This is a genomic window from Lentzea sp. NPDC042327, assembly GCF_040647275.1.
In the GTDB taxonomy this organism is placed as follows: Bacteria; Actinomycetota; Actinomycetes; order Mycobacteriales; family Pseudonocardiaceae; genus Lentzea.
On the sequence record NZ_JBEZBX010000008.1, the window covers coordinates 50,081 to 66,947 of the forward strand.

Below are 16,867 nucleotides of genomic sequence, written 5' to 3' on the forward strand. Positions count from 1 at the left end.
GTGAAAAGCCGAGCCCCGGTGACACGACGGTGTCACCGGGGCTCGGTGCTGTTCGGGGTCAGTGCTGCTCGGCGGTCGCGATGACCTCCTCGACGGGCGTGTCCCCGTCGCTCGTCACCCAGTGGACGCGGGCGCCTTCGCCCACGAGCTGCCGCACCAGCGACGCGATCGGCGAGCCGTCGCCGAAGTCGTGGTCGGCGAGCACGGCCAGGGTGTCGTCGCGGTACCGGGCCACCGTGAAGTCCGGGCGCAGCCCCGCGCGCAGGGTCCGCGCCGCCTCCAGCAGCGAGGTCGGTGCGGTGACGAGGACGAGCGTCACGAGGGTGCCGCGGGTGCGGGCGCGGACGAGCGACTGCTCCAGGCGGTCCAGCAGCAGCGCGTAGCCGGGCAGGCCCGTGAACGGGTCGTGCAGCACAAGCCGTGTCCAGTCCACGAACCGGCCGCTGACCAGCGAAGTCACCCGTGTGTCACGGGTGCGGGGACGGCTTTCTCCGCCGCGCGGCTGGTCTGCTCCCAGGCCGCCCAGGTGTCCATGCGGTGCCGGGAGAGGTCGAACGCCAGGTCGTAGACCATGCTGCCGAGCAGCAGCCGCAACGGCGGGTCGTCGCTGTCGACCAGGGTCATCACCGCCTCGGCGGCCAGGCGCGGTTCGCTGTCGATCGAGCCTTCTGCCCACTGCTCCTCCAGCTCCGCGCGCAGCTCGTCGTAGGCGGGGTCCGGGGTGGTGGCCCTGCTGCTGGTGTAGAGGTCGGTCCAGTACCCGCCCGGCTGGACGATGGTGACCTTGACGCCGAACCGCGCGGCCTCGGCGGCGAGTGCTTCGCTCATGCCTTCGAGCGCGAACTTGCTGGCGCTGTACAGGCCGGTGCTCGGGAAACCGCTGAGCGCGCCGATGCTGGAGACCTGCAGGACGTGACCGCTGCCCTGCCGGCGCAGGTGCGGCAGCACGGCCTGGCTCACCCAGAGCGCGCCGAAGAAGTTGACGTCCAGCTGGGCGCGGGCCTCCTCCTCGGTGAACTCCTCGACCATCCCGGCGAACAGCGCGCCGGCGTTGTTGACGACGACGTCGAGCCGGCCGAAGTGCGCGACCGCCCGGTCGACGACGGCGAAGACCGCGGACCGGTCCGTGACGTCCAGGTCCAGCGCGAGCAGCCGGTCCGGGTGCCGGGTGGCGAGGTCGGCCAGCGGTGCGATGTCCCTGGCCGCGCCGACGACCCGGTCACCGGCGGCGAGAGCGGCCTCGGTGAACGCGCGGCCGAGACCGCGGCTTGCGCCCGTGACGAACCAGACGCGAGTGGGGGCTTCCATGCGGTCTCCTTCGCAGTGGCGAGACGAACCGTTCCGTCTCGTTGATGCGAGGAGCATGCACTGCGTCAGATCGGCTTGTCAAGACGGACCGTCTCGTCTCATTCTGCGCTAGGGTGACCGCCATGCCCACGAAGGTCGCCCCGGACCCCAGCCGCCGCAGCGAGACCGCACGCAGGGCCATCCTCGGCGCCGCCATCGACCTCGTCGGCGAGGTGGGCTACGCCAAGCTCAGCATCGAGGGCATCGCCCAGGCGGCGGGCGTCGGCAAGCAGACCATCTACCGGTGGTGGTCCTCGAAGGGCGCGCTGCTCTTCGACGCCTTCCTCGCACTGGCCGGCGAGGGCGAGGCCGCGGCGCTGCCCGACACCGGTGACCTGGCGGCGGACCTCAAGCTGGTCCTGCGGGCCACCGTCGACGAGCTGAACGACCCGCGCTTCGACCAGGCCATGCGCGCCATGCACACCGAGATCGTCCACGACCCGGCCCTCGCCGCCGACTACGCGCACCGGCTCGACGGCCCGATGCGCGAGCTGAAGAAGGCCCGGCTGCGCGCCGCCCAGACCGCGGGCCAGCTCGCCGGCGACGTCGACCTCGACGTCGCCGTGGACCTGGTGTTCGGCCCGGTCCTCAACCGCTGGCTGCACCGCAACGGCCCGCTGACCAGCGAGTACGCCGACCAGGTGGTGGACACGGCGCTACGCGGGCTGCACCCGCGCGACCGGTAGCGCCGTACCGCCGGTGGTCATCGCCGCGGCGGAACGGACTTGCTGAGCATCGTGCCGCGCGGGGTGAAGCCGCGCGACGAGTAGAACGACACGGCCGGAGCGTTCGTCGCGAAGATGACGGCGTGCAGCGCGGTGACCCCGTGAGCTGCGGCGACCTGCTCCGCGGCGGCCACCAGCGCGGTGCCGATGCCCTGCCCGCGGTGGGTGTCGAGCACGACCGTGTGGATGTCGGCGCCGGTCCGCGGCACCAGGATCTGGTGGTCGGGCGGCGGCGGGAGCAGCACGACCTCCGCCATGCCGACCACCGCGCCACCGACCTCGGCGACCGTGATCAGCGACGACCCCAGCGTCAGCGCGAAGTGGCGGCGCACCGCCCCGGCGTCCGGCACGCGGAAGTCGTCCGGTGCCAGGGCGACGTGCCGGGCGGCGTTCGCCAGGCGCAACGCGACGAGCGCCGGGATGTCGGCGGGTGCTGCCGGGCGGACCACCGGCGGGTGTGCGGGTTCTCGATACACGTGACCCACCGGTCGTTCAGCGGGTCGTCACTGCTGGGCGAGGTCGGAGAAGCGGCTGTAGTGCAGCTGGTGCGCGACGGTGATCGTGGCGGTGGGACCGGCGCGGTGCTTCGCGATGATCAGGTCGGCCTCGCCGGCGCGGGGGTCGTCGCGCTCCCAGGCGTCCGGGCGGTTGATCAGGATGACCATGTCGGCGTCCTGCTCCAGGGAGCCGGACTCACGCAGGTCGGAGAGCATCGGGCGCTTGTCGGTGCGTTGTTCCGGACCGCGGTTCAGCTGGGAGATCGCGATGACCGGGACCTCGAGCTCCTTGGCGATCAGCTTCAACGACCGGGAGAACTCCGAGACCTCCTGCTGGCGGGACTCGGAGCGCTTGCCGGAGCTCATCAGCTGGAGGTAGTCGACGACGACGAGCTTCAGGTCGTGGCGCTGCTTCAGCCGGCGGGCCTTCGCGCGGATCTCCATCATCGTCAGGTTCGGGCTGTCGTCGACGAACAGCGGCGCCTCGCTGATCTCGCTCATCCGGCGGGCGAGACGGGTCCAGTCGTCGTCGCTCATCTTGCCACCGCGCATGTCGCCGAGGCGGATGCGCGCCTCCGCGGAGAGCATGCGCATCACGATCTCGGTCTTGCTCATCTCCAGGCTGAAGATGGCGCTGGTCAGGCCGTGCTTCACCGAGCACGACCTGGCGAAGTCGAGACCCAGCGTCGAGTTGTGGGTCGGGATCATCGTCTCGCCGGCCAGGTACAGGTGGTCGTGGTTGTCGACCTCCACGCACCGCACCGGCACGGACGCGACCGGGCGCACCGCCACGATCTCCACCTGCGCGTGCTCACCGAGACCGGCGATCAGCTCGTCCACGTCCCGGCGCAGCCGCGCGAACCGGCCGTCGATGTGCAGAGCGGCCAGCAGCTCGGAGCGCTGGGCTCGCGACGCCCGCAGGTACGCGGCCGGGATGTGCGGCTCGTCGGCGACGCCCAGCTCCTTGGCCGTGCGCAGCTCCTCGTCGGTCAGCTCCAGCTCGCCCAGGCCGGACAGGAACTTCCCCAGCGCGGAGGGCGCGAGCGGCAGCTCGGCGGCGGGCAGCTCCCAGGCGGCCGACATGCGGATGAACACGCGGCACTCGCCGACGCGGTGGAACAGCTGCTGCGTCGTGCGGATCGCCCAGAACCCACCGGTCTCGCTGCACGACTCGGTCAGCCACTGGTGCTCGGCGTCGGCGACGATCACCGTGCCGTCGGAGAACGCCACCTCGAAGCACGGGCGGCCGGTCATCACCCCGGTCGCGGCGACCACGCGGGTCGGCCGGCCGTCGGCGCCGATCAGGAAGTCGCCGGCGCCCACGGCGCCCATCGTCGTCCAGCCGGACGGCGTGGGCAGCGGGGTGTCCAGGGCGAGCGCCTTGCCGACACCCGGCCGGGCCGCGACGATGATCATCTGGCCGGGGTGCAGGCCGTTCGTCAGCTCGTCGAGGTCGGCGAAGCCGGTCGGGATGCCCAGCGACTGGCCACCGCGCGAGGCGATGGCGTCGATCTCGTCCATCGTCGGCTGGAGCAGGTCCTCCAGCACCGAGTAGTCCTCGGTCGTGCGGCGGTCGGTGACCTCGTAGATCGCCGACTGCGCGCGGTCGACCACCTCGTCGACGTCCGCGCCCTCCGCGCCGTTGTACCCCAGCTGCACGATGCGCGTGCCCGCCTCGACCAGCCTGCGCAGCACCGCCTTCTCGGCCACGATCTCGGCGTAGTACCCGGCGTTGGCCGCCGTCGGCACCGTCGCGATCAACGTGTGCAGGTACGGCGCGCCACCGACGCGCAGCAGCTCGCCGCGCCGTTCGAGCTCGGCGGAGATCGTGATCGGGTCGGCCGGCTCACCGCGGCCGTAGAGGTCGAGGATGCAGTCGTAGATGGCCTGGTGGGCGGGGCGGTAGAAGTCGTTGGGCGCGAGCGCCTCGATCACGTCCGCGATGGCGTCCTTGGACAGCAACATGCCGCCCAGCACCGACTGCTCAGCGGCGAGGTCCTGCGGCGGCTGACGTTCGAAACTGGGCTCCGCCATACCCCGGTCGTCGACCAACGCCACTGCTGAATCACCCCTGCGAAGACGTCGAGAGCCGGTGCCTGCCACCTAGTTGTACCGCGCGGCACCGACAATTCCGGGCGGCCACACTGTGCGATGGTCCTGCCCGCGCTGCGACGCTAGAGGGCCCCGTCCGGAGCAAGCAAACCAGCGTGTGGATCGCCCTGTGGACAACTGGGGGACAACTTGTGGATGGTTGCCCACAGGGACCAAGACGCTGGGGACAACCTGGGGACAACCGGTGGAGTGACAGAAATAACCCCAGCTCAAGGGCTGTGTACAACTTGTGGAAAAAGTTGTGCGCCACAGCCCCGGCGTGTCGCGAGAAACACCTTCTTCGGCGTGTCGCCAGGTGGCCGGACCCTGCGTTTATCCACAGGACGTGGACAGAACTCCGCTGGTCCGAACGAGCGAAAGCGCCACCCACCCGGAGCATTCCGGATGAGCGGCGCTTCTGCAAACGAGCACGCGTGGACCATCCCTGACGGGATGTCCCCGAGCTTCGTCGAGCGGTCTTACTCGGCCGCGGTGACGATGAGCGGCAGCGCGACGGTGACCTCCGGGTGGAGGCGAACCGTCACCGAGTGCTTGCCGGTGGTCTTGATGTGACCCGGCAGCTCGATGGCGCGCTTGTCCAGGGTGAGGCCACCCGCGGACTTCTTGACCGCCGCCGCCACGTCGGCGGTGGTGATCGAGCCGAACAGCTTGTTGGAGCCGGCCGCAGCCTTCGCGGTCAGCGTCACGCCGTCGAGGCCCTCGAGCTTGGCCTTGATCTCCTTGGCGTGGTCCAGGTCGCGCACGCGGCGGTTGTCCTGCGCACGGGTGATGACCTGGATCTGCTTCTGCGCACCGCGGGTCGCGACGATCGCGAGACCGCGCGGGAGCAGGTAGTTGCGGCCGTAGCCGTCCTTGACCTCGACGACGTCGCCGGGAGCGCCAAGGCCGGAAACGTCAGCGGTGAGGATGAGCTTCATCGCAGGAGTTCCCTTCTCTTAGCGGGCGGTCGAGGTGTAGGGCAGCAGCGCCATCTCACGGGCGTTCTTCACCGCAACAGCGACGTCGCGCTGGTGCTGCGAGCAGTTGCCGGTGACGCGACGGGCACGGATCTTGCCGCGGTCGGAGATGAACTTCCGAAGCAGCGTCGTGTCCTTGTAGTCGATCAGGTTCGCGCTCTTGTCCTTGCAGAAGGCACAAACCTTCTTCTTGGGCTTGCGCACAGGCGGCTTGGCCATGTGTCTCTAACTCCTGGAATACGCAGTGATCAGGTTCTGGATGACCGGTGCAGCGGTCTAGAAGGGGGGCTCGTCGGCGAAACCACCCGAGCCGGCCGGCGGGGCGGAACCCCACGGGTCGTCCGCGGGTGCGCCACCGCCGCCACGAGACTGCTGACCGCCGCCGCCGCCGAAGCCGCCGCCACCGCCGCCGTCTCCACGGCTGACCTTGTTGACCTTCGCGGTCGCGTAGCGCAGCGAGGGGCCGATCTCGTCGACCTCCAGCTCCACGACAGTGCGCTTCTCGCCTTCCTTCGTCTCGAAGGAACGCTGGCGCAACCGTCCGGAGACGAGCACGCGTGAACCGCGGGTGAGCGACTCGGCCACGTTCTCGGCGACCTGCCGCCACACGTTGCACCGCAGGAACAGCGCTTCGCCGTCCTTCCACTCGCCGGACTGGCGGTCGAAGGTGCGGGGCGTGGAGGCGACCGTGAAGGACGCCACCGCGGCACCGCTCTGGGTGAAGCGGAGTTCCGGGTCGGCGGTCAGGTTCCCGACCACCGTGATCGTCGTCTCGCCAGCCATGTCTTGGGAGCTCCCCTAATCGAGGTTCGTCAGGCCCTGGCAGCGGCCTTGGCCGCCGACTTGGCCGACTTGGCGTCCGCCTTCGCCGCGGCCTTGGCGGCCAACTTGGCGGCCTTGGCGGGCTCGCGGCGCAGGACCTTCGTCCGGAGCACCGTCTCCTGCAGACCGAGCTGGCGGTCCAGTTCCTTCACCGCGTCCGGCGTCGAGGTCAGGTCGAGCACCGCGTAGATGCCCTCGCTGCTCTTGTTGATCTCGAAGCTCAACCGGCGCTTGCCCCACACCTCGACCTTCTCAACGTTGCCGCCCGTGGTGCGGATGACGTTGAGGAACGTGTCGAGAGACGGCGCAACCGTGCGCTCGTCGAGACTGGGGTCGAGGATGACCATCACTTCGTAATGACGCATGAGGACCACTCACCTCCTGTGGACTCGCGGCCACGGGCTTTCCGTGGCAGGAGGGTCGTCGCGTCAGCAACTGAAGAAGGTTAACAGAGCGCGTCCAACGACTACGCAGGGGTGCGGCGCAGCACCCAGGTCCGCACCAGCGCGCCCGTCACGCAGGCCAGCAGCAGCACCGCGACCAGCACGGGGAGGCCGACGCCGCCGGGGCCGGACGTCCTGGGCAGCGCGGTGGCGCGGCCCGCGGTCTGCACCGCCTCGTCCAGGCCGTTGCCGCTGGACGCGCGCGGCACCTGCGAGCCGTACCGCACACCGGGCGACGGCGAGTAGAGGCCGGGCATCGCGAACGGCAGCGAGCCGTAGCTGAACAGCGGCACGCGGCCGAAGTTCGTGCCGAGCGAGTACAGGGCGAAGTCGCGGTTGATCGGCGTGCCGGCCGGGGAGCCGGGCAGGACACCGGGGCTGGTGCCCGGCTGGGTGCCGGGGTTCGTGCCCGGCTGGGGCTGGGGCTGCTGAGCAGGCGGTTTCTGCTGGCCGGGCAGCTGCGGCGCGGCGTTCTGGGACGCGTCGGCGATCGCCTTGCTGCCGTCCTGGATCGGCGCGCTGACCTGGTTGACGCCGGTCACGACCACCTTGCAGCCGGCGGACAGCGTCTGGCGCACGGTCTGGTCGAGGGTCACGAGGATCGGGCCGAGCAGCGGGATCTTGCGCACCTCGACCATCACCGCGTTCGCGATGGTCGCGCCGCTGATGGTCGTCGTGCCAACCTGGACGACGCCGATCGGCATGGGCTTGGCCTGCGCGAAGCCGTCCTGGAACGGCTTGACCAGCGGCGGGCCGAGCACCGGCACGGCGCGGACGAGGTCGGTCACCGGCTGCACCACCGCGGCCGGGCTCAGCGAGACGGGCTGACCGGGCACGCCCTGCACCGAGGTCGCGCAGCTGCCCACGACGATGGGTTCCGCCGCCGTCGCCGGGACCAGGCCCACCGAAGCGGAGGCCAGCGCCAGCAGCGTCGCGGTCGTGACGCTCAGCAGTCGCATGTGCACCCCTGTCTCACCTCGTTACCTACTCTCAAGTAACGACCGTAGGTCCTGGTGGTGACGCGAGCCACCCCCGGTTTTCGCAATTACTCCTATCGGCGGCGGCTGCGATGGCGTCAGGCGTGCCGACTACCCTCGTGGTCATGCGCATCGGGGCACATGTCCGCGACGACGACCCGGTCGGCGCCGCGGCCGAACGCGGTGCCGAGGTCGTCCAGTTCTTCCTGTCCGACCCGCAGGGGTGGAAGAAGCCGAAGCCTCATCCGCACGCGGAGGCGTTGCTCGCCTCCGACCTCGAGGTGTTCGTCCACGCCCCGTACCTGATCAACGTCGCGTCGCTGAACAACAAGATCCGGATTCCCAGCCGCAAGAACGTGGTCCAGCACGCGGAGGCCGCCGCCGCCGTGGGTGCGAAGGGCCTGGTCGTGCACGGCGGGCACGTCACCAAGGGCGAGGACCCGGCAGAGGGCTTCGCGAACTGGCGCAAGTTCTTCGAGCGGCAGGTCGCGGAGGGCGGGTTCGCCGTGCCGGTGCTGATCGAGAACACCGCCGGCGGCGACGGTGCGATGGCGCGCACGTTCGACTCGCTGAAGCTGCTCTGGGACGCGGTCGGCGAGTTCGGCGCGGGCTTCTGCCTGGACACCTGCCACGCGTTCGCCGCGGGTGAGGACCTCGTCGGCATCGTCGAACGGGTGAAAGCGATCACCGGGCGGATCGACCTGGTGCACCTCAACAGCTCGCGCGACGAGTTCGGCTCGTCCCGCGATCGGCACGACAACATCGGGACTGGCACGATCGACGCAGATCAACTGGTGGCCGTGGTCGCCAGTGCCGGATGCCCGGTCGTGGTGGAGACGCCGGACGAGGGCCAAGCCGACGACATCGCGTTCCTGCGCGACCGCGCCGGCCGGTGAACAGCGTGCACGAGGTGGTGAGCGTGACGCCCGACCGAGGTGATGCCGCGGGCTCCGCGCACCGCTTCGGCAGGGCGGCACTGGCCGTGCTCGTGCTGCTCTGCGGCCTCACGCTGCTGCTGGGCTTCGCCAACAAGGACCGCTGCACCGGTCCCGCGTTCGACCAGTGGGGCCGCACGCAGCCCGACTACGACGAGCGCAACAAGGAAGAGGTCTGCTACTCCGACATCCAGCACCTCTGGATCGGGCGCGACATCGACCGGCACGTCTTCCCCTACGTCGACGGCGCGATCAACGAGCAGGGCATCCTCATCGGCGGCTCCGTCGAGTACCCGGTGCTCAGCGGCCTGCTGATCTGGGCGGGCGCGATCTTCGCGCACAACGACGCGGAGTACCTGCTCTACTCGTCGCTGCTGATGGCGCCGTTCGGCCTGCTCACCGGCTACCTGCTGGGCAAGCTCGCGCGCTGGCGCGCCCTGCTGTGGGCGATCGGGCCGCCGCTCGTGCTGTACGCGTTCCACAACTGGGACCTGCCGGTCGTGCTGTGCTCGGTGGCCGCGGTCTACGTGGTGCACCGCTGGAACCGGCCGCTGGTCGAACGCGCCACGGTGGCGTCCGTGCTGCTCGGGCTCGGGTTCGCGTTCAAGGTCTACCCGGCGATCTTCGTGCTGCCGCTGATGCTGTTCGTCGCGACCGGCGGCCTGCGCGGCCAGGAGCTGCCGGAACGCGTCCTGCGCGCGGGCAAGAAGGTCGACGTCGCCGGCGCGGTCAGGGTCGCGCTGGCCTCGATCGGCACGGTCGTGCTGGTCAACCTGCCGTTCGCCATCGCCGGCTACGACGGCTGGCTCGCGTCGTTCGAGTTCCAGGGCCAGCGCCGGGTCGACATCACCACGAACTCGATCTGGTACTGGGGCCTGCGGCCGTTCATCGGCGACGACGCGATGCAGTCGCTGGTCGGCGTCATCTCGCCGATCCTGATGCTCGTCTCGTTCGGCGTCGCCGCCGGGTACGGCTGGCTGCGGTTCCGGCGCGAGGGCAGCTACCCGTGGATCGCGGTGTCGGCCGCGATGATGTGCGGGTTCATGCTGCTGCACAAGGTCCACTCACCGCAGTACACGCTGTGGCTGGTGCCGTTCCTGGTGCTCATGCGGGTGCCGCTGGTCTGGTCGTTCGCCTACTTCGTCGTCGACCTGGCGATGGGGATCGGGATCTTCCGCTGGTTCTGGGCGATCGAGTTCGGGCAGCCGGCCGGGATCTACGACAGCTTCTCCGCGCAGGCCGTGATGATCGGCGTGTGGGGCCGGGCCGCGCTGCTGGTGGCGTTGTTCATCGTGTTCCTCAGGGCGAGGGACGTGACCGAGGACGAACAGCCCGACGACCGGAAGTTCCTCCGCGGAGCCGTAGCCGCGGAACGCTGATCAGCCGCACACTGCACCCGTGAGGGTGATCATCGTGCTGGCGTTGCTGCTGGTCTGCGGTGCCTCCGGCGCGCACGACCGGGGCACGCCGGTGCGCTGGCTGCCGGTGTGGCAGGCGGTGCCCACCCTCTCGGCGGCCACACCGGACCAGGTCGTGCGCACGACCGTCGACCTCACCGCGGGCGGAACGGCGGTCCGGGTGCGGCTGTCGAACCTCATGGGCATCAAGCCGGTCCGGGTCGACCGGGTCGCCGTCACCGCGAACGGCGAGACGCGCGAGCTCACGTTCCGCGGCGCGCGCGGCGTGCTGATGAGGGCCCGATCCGAGGTCTACAGCGATCCCGTGCAACTGGCCGTCACGCGAACGCTGGAGATCACCACCTACGCACCGGCGGGTACGCCGTGCCAAGCGCGCGCACTGCGCACGATCACCTCCGCACGCGACCACGTCTGCCTCGTGTCGGCCGTCGAGGTCGCCGGGTTCACCGCACCGGGCGCCGTGGTGATGTTCGGCGACTCGATCACCGAGGGGAACTCCACCGGCACGTGGCCGTCCATGGTGCGCACCGACTACGCCGTCCTGAACGCGGGCATCAGCGGCAACGGCCTGCTGACCGGGGACGCCCCGATGATCACCCGCCTCCAGCGGGACGTCCTGTTCAGCGCGGAGGTGCGCAAGGTCGTGCTGCTGGCGGGCATCAACGACATCCAGAACGGCATCAGCGCGGACAACGTCATCGCCGGCATCCGCACCGTCCAGCTGCGGTGCCGCAACGAGGGCGTGCCCGTCGTCGTCGGCACGATCACGCCGTGGCGCGGCTGGGTCAACTGGACGGAGGAACGCGAGCAGCAGCGCCTGAGGACCAATGCGTGGATTCGCGCCAACGTCCCCGGCGTGATCGACTTCGACGCCGCGCTGCGCGACCCCGCCGACCCGCTCAGACTGCGTCCGGAGTTCGACTCCGGTGATCACCTGCATCCGAACGCGTCCGCATTCGGTGCGATGGCTCGCCTCGTGCGGGTGTGACGAGCTGCCGGTCCGGCGCGTCCTCCAGCACGCCCGCCAACGGGTCGTCGCCCGCCATCCGCACCCGGTCGCGCTCCGGGTGGTAGATCTCCCGCAGGACCAGCACGCACAACCCGATGACCGCGGCGTCGCGCAGCAGCACGGCACCGAGGAACCAGTCGATCGGCAGCCCCTTGTTCTCCGTGCCCAGGTAGAAGTACATCCGCGGCACCCACACGAGCGCGTCGACCGTCATCCACGCCAGCAGCAGCTTCCACCGCGGCAGCGCGAGCACCGCCAGCGGCACCAGCCACAGCGAGTACTGCGGGCTCCACACCTTGTTCGTCAGCAGGAACGCCGCCACGACCAGGAACGACAGCTGCGCGAGCCGCGGCCGCGTCGGCGCCGACAGGGTCACGTACGCGATCCCGGCGCAGCAGACGATGAACAGCACCATGCTGACCGTGTTCAGCACGGTCGGCGCCTGCCCCTGCGTGAGGCCGGGGTCGAAGCCCTGCCACCCGGTCCACTGCACCAGCACGTTGTAGAGCGTGTCCGGGTCGGCGTTGCGCTCGGTGTTGAGCCGGAAGAACTCCTTCCAGCCCGTGTGCGACGCCGGGTTCAACGCGATCGGCGCGTTCACGAGCGCCCACGCCCCGATGGCCGCCGCGGTGGCGGCGAAACCGGCCTTGAGCCGTTGCGAACGCCAGCACAGCAGCAGGATCGGCCCCAGCAGGAACAACGGGTACAGCTTCGCCGCACCGCCGAGCCCGAGCAGCACACCGGCCAGCACGGGCTTCTTCCGCGCCCACGCCAGCAACCCGGCCGTGGCGAACGCGGTCGCGATCGTGTCGAAGTTCGTGAACGCGTGCACGACGACCAGCGGTGACACCGCCACGATCGCCGCGTCCCACATCCGCCGCCGCGCGATCCGCGCCACCGAGAACACCGTGATCAACCACGCCACCGCCAGCCAGAACGCCGTGACGTTGAAGTACACGATCACCGTCATCGGCAGCCCCGGCACCAGCACCGCGAGCCCCTGCGCCACCCGCGCGTTCAGCCACTGGAAGAGCCCCGTGACCACCGGGTACTCCATGTAGCGGACGTGCTCGGTCGGCTTGCCCTCGTCGTCCTTCCACGAGGTGATGTACGGGAACGACCCGCGCTGGTCCAGCCGCTCCGCCGTGTAGAGCGGCACGGTGTCGGAGTAGCAGAGCGCCGTGAACTGCTTGCTCCCCCGCCAATCCAGCTGCACCTGCCCCTTCTCGTCCACGTACTGCTGGATGCACGGCGACTTCTGCAGGTACCCGAGCAGCAGCGTCAGCACAGCGAGCAGCAGCACCACCCGCAGCGCCGACCAGAACCAGTGCCGCCCGACCTGCGCGTGCCGGCCCAGCGGACCGCCGAACGGTCTGCTCAGGGTGCGGGCGAGCGACTCGGTCCAGGTGGGCGCGACCCGCTGCTGCGGGGTGAGCGAGTCGGTGTCCTCTGCGGGGAGCTCGACCTGGTTGGGCTCAACAGGGCTGGGCACGGGCGGGATGTTACGGCCAAGACCGTTTCGCCGTGGTCAACATCCGGGCCGGGGCACACCGCGCCCTTCACGGCGAAGGGGCCCGACGGCGGTGCGTCGGGCCCCTTCGCTTCCTGTCGGACAGCGGAACTGCTACGTGTCACCAGGGTCTCGGCCACCCGTGGGGTTGCCGGGTCCTGGCTTCGTGGTCGTCGGCTTGGTGCCCGACGGCGGGCACGGCAGGATGCCGCAGTTGCCGTTGTCCGGGTCGGTCGTCTTGGTCGGCGGCGTCCGCGTCGGCTCGGTGGTCGTCGTGTTCGTCTGCGTGCTCGGAGCGGTGTTCGACACCGGCGCCTTGGACGGCGGCGGCGGGTTGAAGTTGCCGAGCGGCCTGGGCTTCGCGAACGACTCCTTCTGGTAGCCGTCCAGCGCGGCGTCCATGAACTTCTTCCAGATCAGACCGGGCAGGCCCGAGCCGAAGACCGGCTTGCCCGACCGGTCCCTGATCGGCTGGTCGCCCTTGTCCTTGCCGACCCACACGGAGGTGGACAGCTGCGGCGTGTAGCCGACCATCCAGGCCTTCGAGTTCTGGTCCTTGCTCTCGGGGAGCTCGTGCGTACCGGTCTTGCCGGCGCAGGGGCGGCTCGCCGCGCACGCGATCTTGCCGGTCGGGATCTCCTTCAACGTCTCGGTGACGTTGTCGGCGATGTCGCGGCTCTTCTCCTCGACCGGGTCGAACGCCGGCGTGCTCTTGTCCACGTGCTGGTAGAGCAGGTCGCCGTTCGGCGCCTCGATCTTCGTCACGAAGAACGGCGGGCGGTACATGCCGCGGGCGGCGAAGGTCGCGTACGCCGAAGCCATGTCGAACGGACGGACGCGGGCGTTGTCCGCGCCGATGGAGATACCGGTGTTGGGCGGACCGCCGCCTTCGCCGACGAGCGTCTGGAACGGCTTGCCGTCGTACGGCACCGTCTCCGGGATGCCGGCCGCGTGGGCCGCGTCCGCGACCGCCTTGGGGCCGGTGTCGTTCGCCACCATGTCGTAGAACACGGTGTTGAGCGACTCCTTCATGGCCTGCTTGATCGGGCACTGCGGGCCGCAGGTGCTGCTGGAGGCGTTGCGGATCTCGACGCCGGCGATCTTGCGCGGCGAGGTGCCGTCGTAGGTGTCGCCGATGCCCTTGCCGATCTTCAGGGCCGCCACGAGGTCGAACGGCTTGAACGACGAGCCGGCCTCCTGGATCGTGCCCTTCGCGTAGTCGATGCCCTTCAGGCCGTCCTTGCCCGGGTAGTACGCCCGGACCGCGCCCGTGGTCGGGTCGATCGCGCTGAGCGAGGTGCGCAGTTCGGGGTCCTCGCCGTTCATCACGGCGTTGACCGCTTCGACCGCGGCGTTCTGCATCTTCGGGTCGACCGTCGTGTGGACGGTGACGCCGACCTTCTGCGCGCGCTCCATGGTCAGGCCGACCATGTCGCTGTCGATCTCGTTCTGGACCTGCTGGCTCACGCGGGCGAGCGGGCCCTCGAGGCTCTGCGGCTGGGTCTCCTCGAACGGCAGCGGGACCGGGACCTTCTGGGCGTCGTAGTAGGCCTGGTCGATCCAGCCCTTCTGGAGCATCTGCCCCATCACGAACTCCCAGCGCCCCTGCGCGTGGTCCTTGTCCTCGGAGTACGACGGCAGCTGGATCATGCCCGCGATGTAGGCGGCCTCGGAAGGAGTGAGGTCCTTCATCTCCTTCTTGTAGTAGACCTGGGCGGCGGCCTTCATGCCGTTCGCGCCACGACCGAAGTACACCGTGTTGAGGTACGCGGTGAGGATCGTGTTGTGGTCCGACTCGTTGCTCATCTTGTAGGCCTTGACGAGCTCGGTGAACTTGCGGGTCAGCGTCGCTTCTTCTTTGCCCGTGGCCTTCTTGATGTACTGCTGGGTCAGGCCGGAACCACCCGAGCTGCCGCCGGTCGCCTGGATCCACACGGCGCGGACGATGGCCTTCGCGTCGAAGCCGGGATTCTCGTAGAAGTTCGCGTCCTCCGCGGCGAGCACCGCGTGCTTGACGTTGTCCGGGATCTCCTCGTAGGTCAGCATCGTGCGGTTCTGACCGGGCGAGGTGATCTTGCCCATCTCCGAGCCGTCGGAGTACTTCAGCGTGATCGTCTTGTCCTGGTCGGCCGCGATCTCGTCCGGGCGCGGCCAGTTCACGAGCGGGTACGCCACGGCGACGGCGATCACCGGACCGAGGATCATCAGTCCGAGCGCGACGAAGGCACCGATCCGGACGCGCTTCCAGATCTTCTTCTTGCGCAGGCGGCGCTCCTCCTCCTCGGTGAGCTCCGGCTCGTCGTCGTCGTAGTACTCGTCGTCGTCGACCGGTGCGCCGGCGAGCAGGAACTCGTCGTCGGGCTCGCGGTGGGTCAGCAGGTCGGGTTCGCGCTGCGCCGGCGGCCGGTTGACCGGGGGTAGCTGCGTGGTCCGCTCCTCACCGGGCTTGCGCGGGGGAACGCCGGGGCGGCCGGGACCACCCTGCGGGCCGGCGGGACCACCGGGGCCGCCAGGGCCACCGGGGCGGCGGGCGCCGGGAGGCGGTGGGACCGGCATGCCACCGGGCGGCGTGGGCGGGCGACCGCCGGGACCGCCGGGACCCTGACCACCGGGACCACCGGGACCTTGACCACCGGGGCTGCCGGGACCAGGTGCACCGGGACCGCCCTGCGGACGGCCGGGACCACCCTGGGGCCCGCCAGGGGCGCCCTGGGGTCCGCCTGGTCCGTTCGGGCGGCGTGGGGGCTGCTGCTGTGGGAAACCACCGGGCGGCGTGCCACCCTGGGGAGGGCGTGCGAAACCGCCGGGCGGAGTGCCCGGTCGCGGCTGATTCGGGGCATCGCGCCTGCCGCCGTCCGGGTCGTCCCCGGTCGGCCACTGCGGCTCGCCGCCGCGCTGCCTGTCATCATGCTGGTCGTTCACGTGAAAAGGCCTCCCAGACCGGCGTGCATCAGCACACGGTTCGGTGGTCGTACTTCGTTCGCAGCAGGCTCACCGGTGGTTCACTCCGCCGCAGTCCTCCTGCGTGGCTTTTCCAGCCCACGCTTCCCCAGGACGTATGACTGCACCAGGTGGTTCCAACTGCATGTGCGACAGACTTCCACCACGTACACGGTGAACTCGTCGAAGAGGGTTGCCATGCGCGCGAGTTCTTCAGCTGTGCGGGCCGAGCCGGTCGCGTGCTTCAGCTCGTCACCGTAGACCCACGACACGTGGGTCAGCGGTTCCTTGCGGCACACCGGGCAGGGCACGTCCGTCTGCGTGCCGTGGAACTTCGCAGCTCGGAGCAGGTAGGGGCTCGCGTCGCAGACCTCCATGGTGCCCGTCCGGCCGGAGTAGACCTCGGCCAGCAGCGCACGCCGCTGCAGCGAGTAGTCCACGACCTGCCGTTGGGTCAACACGTGACCAGAGTACGTGCCGAGTCCTTTCCGATGATGGGCCGTTCAGGGCAGCAGGGTCCGGGGCGGTATCACGGTGTGCCACATCCCACAACGAAGAGGGGTCCGCGATGTATCGCGTCGATATAATCACCTCACCTATCGGTGCAGGTGCGAGGAGGTGACTCGTGTTCGAGTTCGCGCTGCTCGGCCTGCTGCACGAGGCGCCCATGCACGGCTACGAGCTGCGCAAGCGCTTGCACGACCTGCTCGGAGCGTTTCGCGCGTTCTCCTACGGATCGCTGTACCCAACACTGCGGCGACTCCAGCGTGCGGGCCTGATCGTGGAGGAAGGGCCGGAGGAGTCGGCCCTTGCTTGGGGACGTCGGGCACGCAAGGTCTACAAGCTCACTCCGGAAGGCAAGGAGAGGTTCGCCGACATGCTCGTCAACGCGGGTCCGCAGACCTGGGACGACGACTCGTTCGGCGTGCACCTGGCGTTCTTCTCGCGGACGCCGGCCGACGTCAGGATCCGAATCCTGGAAGGCCGGCGGCGGTGTGTCGAGGAACGCAGGGAGGGGCTGCGGGAGCGGCTCACGCGTACGGGTGAGCAGATCGACCGCTACACCCGTGAGCTGCACCGGCTGGGCCTGGAGGGCACGGAGCGCGAGGTGCGGTGGCTCAACGAGCTCATCGCGCACGAACAGTCCGAGCAGGACGAGTAGTACTCACCGTTGAT

The 16,867-nt window shown here is 69.7% G+C and carries 17 protein-coding genes; 5 read left to right on the top strand and 12 right to left on the bottom strand.

Translation table 11 applies throughout. From position 1 onward, the window contains the following. Positions 1 to 58: 58 nt before the first annotated feature. Both AB0A63_RS21200 and AB0A63_RS21205 read right to left on the bottom strand, forming a co-directional pair. A complete protein-coding gene (locus AB0A63_RS21200; protein ID WP_360393868.1) occupies positions 59 to 460 on the bottom strand; it encodes a hypothetical protein in 402 nt (133 codons plus the stop codon). Next, positions 457 to 1,308: an SDR family oxidoreductase gene (locus tag AB0A63_RS21205; protein WP_360393871.1), complete on the bottom strand. Its 852-nt coding sequence runs from the start codon at positions 1,306 to 1,308 to the stop codon at positions 457 to 459. The genes AB0A63_RS21200 and AB0A63_RS21205 overlap by 4 nt, the downstream gene beginning before the upstream one ends. 122 nt (positions 1,309 to 1,430) lie before the next feature. Here AB0A63_RS21205 and AB0A63_RS21210 point away from each other — a divergent pair, with 122 nt between their 5' ends. Continuing rightward, a complete protein-coding gene (locus tag AB0A63_RS21210; protein WP_360393874.1) occupies positions 1,431 to 2,033 on the top strand; it encodes a TetR/AcrR family transcriptional regulator in 603 nt (200 codons plus the stop codon). Between the two features lie 17 nt (positions 2,034 to 2,050). Here AB0A63_RS21210 and AB0A63_RS21215 read toward each other — a convergent pair whose 3' ends face one another. The 7 genes from AB0A63_RS21215 to AB0A63_RS21245 form a co-directional block, all read right to left on the bottom strand. Beyond that, entirely contained in the window at positions 2,051 to 2,548 is a 498-nt protein-coding gene (locus tag AB0A63_RS21215; protein ID WP_360393877.1) for a GNAT family N-acetyltransferase, read from the bottom strand. A 27-nt stretch (positions 2,549 to 2,575) separates the two neighbouring features. Beyond that, positions 2,576 to 4,603, bottom strand: coding sequence for a replicative DNA helicase (dnaB, locus tag AB0A63_RS21220; protein WP_360393880.1), 2,028 nt, complete (start codon positions 4,601 to 4,603; stop codon positions 2,576 to 2,578). Positions 4,604 to 5,139: 536 nt separating this feature from the next. Then, on the bottom strand, positions 5,140 to 5,598 hold the full coding sequence (rplI, locus tag AB0A63_RS21225; protein WP_360393883.1) for a 50S ribosomal protein L9: 459 nt from the start codon (positions 5,596 to 5,598) through the stop codon (positions 5,140 to 5,142). 18 nt (positions 5,599 to 5,616) lie between these two features. Further along, positions 5,617 to 5,856, bottom strand: coding sequence for a 30S ribosomal protein S18 (gene rpsR / locus AB0A63_RS21230; protein WP_030465683.1), 240 nt, complete (start codon positions 5,854 to 5,856; stop codon positions 5,617 to 5,619). A 57-nt stretch (positions 5,857 to 5,913) separates the two neighbouring features. Continuing rightward, on the bottom strand, positions 5,914 to 6,420 hold the full coding sequence (locus AB0A63_RS21235; RefSeq protein WP_065915547.1) for a single-stranded DNA-binding protein: 507 nt from the start codon (positions 6,418 to 6,420) through the stop codon (positions 5,914 to 5,916). A gap of 29 nt (positions 6,421 to 6,449) precedes the next feature. Continuing rightward, the gene (gene rpsF, locus AB0A63_RS21240; protein WP_360393888.1) at positions 6,450 to 6,824 is read right to left on the bottom strand and encodes a 30S ribosomal protein S6; all 375 of its coding nucleotides are present in this window, start codon (positions 6,822 to 6,824) and stop codon (positions 6,450 to 6,452) included. 101 nt (positions 6,825 to 6,925) lie between these two features. Continuing rightward, positions 6,926 to 7,861 carry a hypothetical protein gene (locus tag AB0A63_RS21245; RefSeq protein WP_360393891.1) on the bottom strand — a complete coding sequence of 312 codons (936 nt, stop codon included), beginning with the start codon at positions 7,859 to 7,861 and terminating at the stop codon, positions 6,926 to 6,928. Positions 7,862 to 8,004: 143 nt separating this feature from the next. Between AB0A63_RS21245 and AB0A63_RS21250 the strand changes: the two genes are divergently transcribed. From AB0A63_RS21250 to AB0A63_RS21260, 3 genes are read left to right on the top strand one after another with little or no spacing between them, the layout of a single operon-like run. Continuing rightward, positions 8,005 to 8,775, top strand: a complete 771-nt coding sequence (locus AB0A63_RS21250; RefSeq protein WP_360393894.1) for a deoxyribonuclease IV — start codon at positions 8,005 to 8,007, stop codon at positions 8,773 to 8,775. Between the two features lie 23 nt (positions 8,776 to 8,798). Next, positions 8,799 to 10,193 carry a hypothetical protein gene (locus tag AB0A63_RS21255; protein WP_360393897.1) on the top strand — a complete coding sequence of 465 codons (1,395 nt, stop codon included), beginning with the start codon at positions 8,799 to 8,801 and terminating at the stop codon, positions 10,191 to 10,193. Between the two features lie 19 nt (positions 10,194 to 10,212). Further along, positions 10,213 to 11,220 carry a GDSL-type esterase/lipase family protein gene (locus AB0A63_RS21260; protein WP_360393900.1) on the top strand — a complete coding sequence of 336 codons (1,008 nt, stop codon included), beginning with the start codon at positions 10,213 to 10,215 and terminating at the stop codon, positions 11,218 to 11,220. On the opposite strand, the gene AB0A63_RS21265 is transcribed toward AB0A63_RS21260, so the two are convergent. The 3 genes from AB0A63_RS21265 to AB0A63_RS21275 form a co-directional block, all read right to left on the bottom strand. Continuing rightward, complete coding sequence (locus tag AB0A63_RS21265; protein ID WP_360393903.1) at positions 11,132 to 12,733, bottom strand: glycosyltransferase 87 family protein; 1,602 nt, start codon at positions 12,731 to 12,733, stop codon at positions 11,132 to 11,134. The two genes, AB0A63_RS21260 and AB0A63_RS21265, sit on opposite strands and share 89 nt — an antisense overlap. Before the next feature lie 132 nt (positions 12,734 to 12,865). Next, the gene (locus AB0A63_RS21270) at positions 12,866 to 15,307 is read right to left on the bottom strand and encodes a transglycosylase domain-containing protein (RefSeq protein WP_360393906.1); all 2,442 of its coding nucleotides are present in this window, start codon (positions 15,305 to 15,307) and stop codon (positions 12,866 to 12,868) included. Positions 15,308 to 15,753: 446 nt separating this feature from the next. Then, complete coding sequence (locus AB0A63_RS21275; RefSeq protein WP_360393909.1) at positions 15,754 to 16,152, bottom strand: DUF5318 domain-containing protein; 399 nt, start codon at positions 16,150 to 16,152, stop codon at positions 15,754 to 15,756. 164 nt (positions 16,153 to 16,316) lie between these two features. On the opposite strand from AB0A63_RS21275, the gene AB0A63_RS21280 reads away from it, so the two are divergent. Next, a complete protein-coding gene (locus tag AB0A63_RS21280; protein ID WP_360393912.1) occupies positions 16,317 to 16,853 on the top strand; it encodes a PadR family transcriptional regulator in 537 nt (178 codons plus the stop codon). Positions 16,854 to 16,867 lie beyond the last annotated feature (14 nt).

Bases quoted from the DNA above. Each gene is read 5' to 3' on its own strand.
- AB0A63_RS21205 (WP_360393871.1), bottom strand. From the start codon at position 1,308: ATGGAAGCCCCCACTCGCGTCTGGTTCGTCACGGGCGCAAGCCGCGGT.
- AB0A63_RS21210 (WP_360393874.1), top strand. From the start codon at position 1,431: ATGCCCACGAAGGTCGCCCCGGACCCCAGCCGCCGCAGCGAGACCGCA.
- dnaB (WP_360393880.1), bottom strand. From the start codon at position 4,603: ATGGCGGAGCCCAGTTTCGAACGTCAGCCGCCGCAGGACCTCGCCGCT.
- rplI (WP_360393883.1), bottom strand. From the start codon at position 5,598: ATGAAGCTCATCCTCACCGCTGACGTTTCCGGCCTTGGCGCTCCCGGC.
- rpsR (WP_030465683.1), bottom strand. From the start codon at position 5,856: ATGGCCAAGCCGCCTGTGCGCAAGCCCAAGAAGAAGGTTTGTGCCTTC.
- AB0A63_RS21235 (WP_065915547.1), bottom strand. From the start codon at position 6,420: ATGGCTGGCGAGACGACGATCACGGTGGTCGGGAACCTGACCGCCGAC.
- rpsF (WP_360393888.1), bottom strand. From the start codon at position 6,824: ATGCGTCATTACGAAGTGATGGTCATCCTCGACCCCAGTCTCGACGAG.
- AB0A63_RS21245 (WP_360393891.1), bottom strand. From the start codon at position 7,861: ATGCGACTGCTGAGCGTCACGACCGCGACGCTGCTGGCGCTGGCCTCC.
- AB0A63_RS21250 (WP_360393894.1), top strand. From the start codon at position 8,005: ATGCGCATCGGGGCACATGTCCGCGACGACGACCCGGTCGGCGCCGCG.
- AB0A63_RS21270 (WP_360393906.1), bottom strand. From the start codon at position 15,307: ATGCCGGTCCCACCGCCTCCCGGCGCCCGCCGCCCCGGTGGCCCTGGC.